The following is a 3,387-nucleotide window of genomic DNA, read 5'->3' on the forward strand; positions in this document are numbered from 1 at the left end:
GCGCTTTCCGCGGGCTCGCGCTAAGCCAGGGTACTACTTGCGATTGCTTCCTTGCTCCCTTGCACCGAGGAAGTCTGCTTCGAAGCGAAACTGGAAGACGCAGGTGCATCTAGTGGGGTCTTAACGTCTTCGCTTTCCCGCAGGAGTCTCCGTGTATTTCCTCCGTTATGTTGAGTGGTTCAACATCTTATCATATTTAACTATTAAATCTCTAAATAAATTTCTTTGAGATTGATTGGAGCGCAGGGCAGTCGACTCCAGCGGGAAAAGCAACAGCTGAAGATCCCACAGGAAGTGGGTTTCTTCCGAGGAAGCTGAAGCGGTGCCCGCGGAAAGCGACTGCCCGGAGCGGAAATCGGCCGAAGCAGTTATCGCATTTACTGACTGACCTTCTTTATAGAATAAAGTCATTAATAATTTGAGATGGTTGGTAGAAGCCAAGAAGGTACCGCGGGAAAAGCAACAGCTGAAGATCCCGCAGGAAGTGGGTTTCTTCCGAGGAAGCTGAGAGCGCCCGCCGCGGAAATCGACTGTCCGGAGTGGAAATAGGCCGAAGCAGTTATCGTTATATACCTATGAAAAAACCTTAAATGATTTTGAGGAAATTGATCGAAAACGTCATATTTTCCTTCAACCGGGGGCGTACGCAAAAAAGACTGACCAAACGAGTACTTAATCTGTACTGTTTGGTCAGCCCTATTACATTAACAAACTGATATTATCTATTCCGATTGCGGTTTCTTAAGAATGTAGGAATGTCCAGTTCATCATCATCTTGTCTGGCCCGAGGCTGTGATTGCTGCTGTTGCTGCTGTTCACGCTGAACAGGCTCTTCAGTAGCTTTTGTTGCCGCATGCTGATTATGGCCAGCCATTGGACGATACTGTTTGTGCTTCGGCTCCTGTTTTTGAACAGACTCATCGAATCCTGTTGCAATAACGGTAACGACGATTTCATCATTCAGATTCTCATTGATAACCGAGCCAAAAATGACATTGACTTCTTTATCTGCAGCAGAAGTTACAAGATCAGCTGCTTCCTGTACTTCATAAAGGCTCAGATTTGTTCCGCCAGTGATGTTCATTAAGATACCATGCGCTCCATCAATCGATGTTTCAAGCAATGGAGAGGAGATTGCCTTCTTGGCAGCCTCTGTTGCACGTGTCTCTCCTGTAGCGATACCAATTCCCATTAGCGCAGAACCTTTATCATACATAATGGTTTTAACATCGGCAAAGTCTACGTTAATAAGACCTGGTTTAGCGATTAAATCCGAAATCCCCTGAACACCCTGTCTTAAGACATTATCCGCTTCACGGAAGGCTTCAAGCATTGGTGTGTTTTTGTCAACAATCTCCAGCAATCGATCATTCGGAATAACAATAAGTGTATCCACACTGCCCTTAAGTGTATCAATCCCTGAGATTGCCTGCGTGGAACGTCTTCTTCCTTCAAAAGAAAATGGACGAGTTACTACTCCCACAGTCAGTGCACCTAAGTCTTTAGCAACCTGAGCGATAACAGGAGCTGCTCCAGTTCCTGTACCGCCTCCCATACCTGCCGTAACAAAGACCATATCCGCACCCTTCAATACCTCTTCCAGCTGCTCTTTGCTTTCCTCGGCAGCCTTTTTTCCAACCTCAGGATTTGCACCGGCACCAAGGCCACGCGTCAATTTACCGCCGATTTGGATTTTAGACTCTGCCTTTGATAGATTCAATGCTTGTGCATCCGTGTTTACAGAAATAAACTCCACACCTTCAACACCGTGTTCAATCATTCGGTTTACAGCGTTGTTACCACCACCGCCAACCCCGATGACTTTTATAGTTGCTAATTCTTCCATATTTGTATCAAAATCCAACATATTTCTTTCCTCCTAATTTGCAAATTACTAAAATTCCGGAAGCTAATCACAAGCACAAAGTTATGTCACCCTAGCTTGGTTCCTTTTAATATTAATCAAAGAAATACTTAAATAAATTAGCAAATCCCGAGTCTTTTTTCTTATTTTCTTTCGTTTCATTTTTTTCTTTTGCTTGTTTATGCTGTCTTTTTGGTTTCGGTTCATTCGTGTCTATTGCTACAGACGGGAACAATTCTTTCCCCTGTATCTTGGCATTACGATAAGCAAACTGCAAAATTCCAACACCTGCTGTAAATTGCGGTTCTCTTACACCTATGTAATCCGGGATGGCAACACGTACATTGGAGCGAAACAGGTCTTGAGCAAGTTCCAGACCACCTGGCATTGCGATTGTTCCACCTGTGAGAACATAGCCGCCTGGCAGATCATTATAGCCCATTTTTCTTAGCTCCCTGTCCACATATGCGTAAACTTCTTCGAGCCTTGCTTCTATCATATCAGATAACTGCAACTGGTTATAGGTCTGCTTCGTATTGCTGCCTATTGTGGAAACTTCGAAGGTTTCTTCTTCTTGCGCATTGTCATAAAAAGCATGTCCATAATTTAATTTGATATCTTCCGCTTCTTCTGTTGAAGTGCGGAGCCCAATCGATAAATCTTTGGTGATATTATCTCCGCCCAAGCTTACGACACTGGTGGAAACAAGATGATCATTTTCGAAAACAGAGACAGTAGTACAGCCGCCTCCAACATCTATTAATGCAACACCCATATTTTTTTCATCTTTTGAAAGAGCGATGGTTCCTGCTGATAGCGGTTGAAGACAAATATCCGACACTTCCAAGTGTGCACGTTCCACACATTTAAGTATGTTATGTAAGACTGTTTTGGAGCATGTGATAATAGTTCCTTCCATTTCCAGCCGGACACCTATCATTCCACGCGGGTCGGTAATTTCATCCAGTCCATCCACAATAAACTGTTTTGGAATCACATCGATGATTTCCCTCTCAGGAGGGATGGAAATCACTTGCGCCCCTTCGATCACTCGGGTGACATCCTCATCACCAATTTCACGATCTTCACTCTGGACTGCTACAACACCGTGACAGGGCTGCAGCTGGATATGGCTTCCATTAATCCCTACAACAACTCTTTCAATATGCATCCCTACCATACGTTCAGCCTGTTCAACTGCACTTCTGATCGATTGTACGGTCTGATCAATGTCAACTATGGCACCTTTTTTCATGCCATTTGATTTTGCAGTTCCAACTCCAATAATATTCAATGAATCGTTCAAAACTTCTCCAATAATTACTTTAATTGTTGTTGTACCTATATCAAGGCTAACTAATATTTCACTATTGTTCAACGAAAGGCACCTCCCAATTAAGAAACATCCGTCCTTTTCAATAATGTTTCTATCTACTGCTTTTTATATATTGTATAATCTACTATTTTATAGGAAATCAATAAAAAAATAAAATAAATATAGGTTATTCTGCATTAAAATGAAT

3 protein-coding genes are annotated in these 3,387 nt (G+C 42.8%); all 3 read right to left on the reverse strand.

Going from position 1 to position 3,387, the window contains the following annotated elements; translation table 11 throughout:
* Positions 1-165: 165 nt before the first annotated feature.
* Positions 166-441, reverse strand: a complete 276-nt coding sequence (locus OMHG_RS18995; protein WP_237566159.1) for a DUF799 domain-containing protein — start codon at positions 439-441, stop codon at positions 166-168.
* Positions 442-718: 277 nt separating this feature from the next.
* A complete protein-coding gene (ftsZ, locus tag OMHG_RS06765) occupies positions 719-1,867 on the reverse strand; it encodes a cell division protein FtsZ (protein WP_010649461.1) in 1,149 nt (382 codons plus the stop codon).
* 91 nt (positions 1,868-1,958) lie between these two features.
* The gene (gene ftsA, locus OMHG_RS06770; RefSeq protein ID WP_010649462.1) at positions 1,959-3,242 is read right to left on the reverse strand and encodes a cell division protein FtsA; all 1,284 of its coding nucleotides are present in this window, start codon (positions 3,240-3,242) and stop codon (positions 1,959-1,961) included.
* Between the last annotated feature and the right edge of the window lie 145 nt (positions 3,243-3,387).

Source organism: Oceanobacillus massiliensis str. N'diop (assembly GCF_000285495.1).
Classification (GTDB): Bacteria; Bacillota; Bacilli; order Bacillales; family Amphibacillaceae; genus Oceanobacillus; species Oceanobacillus massiliensis.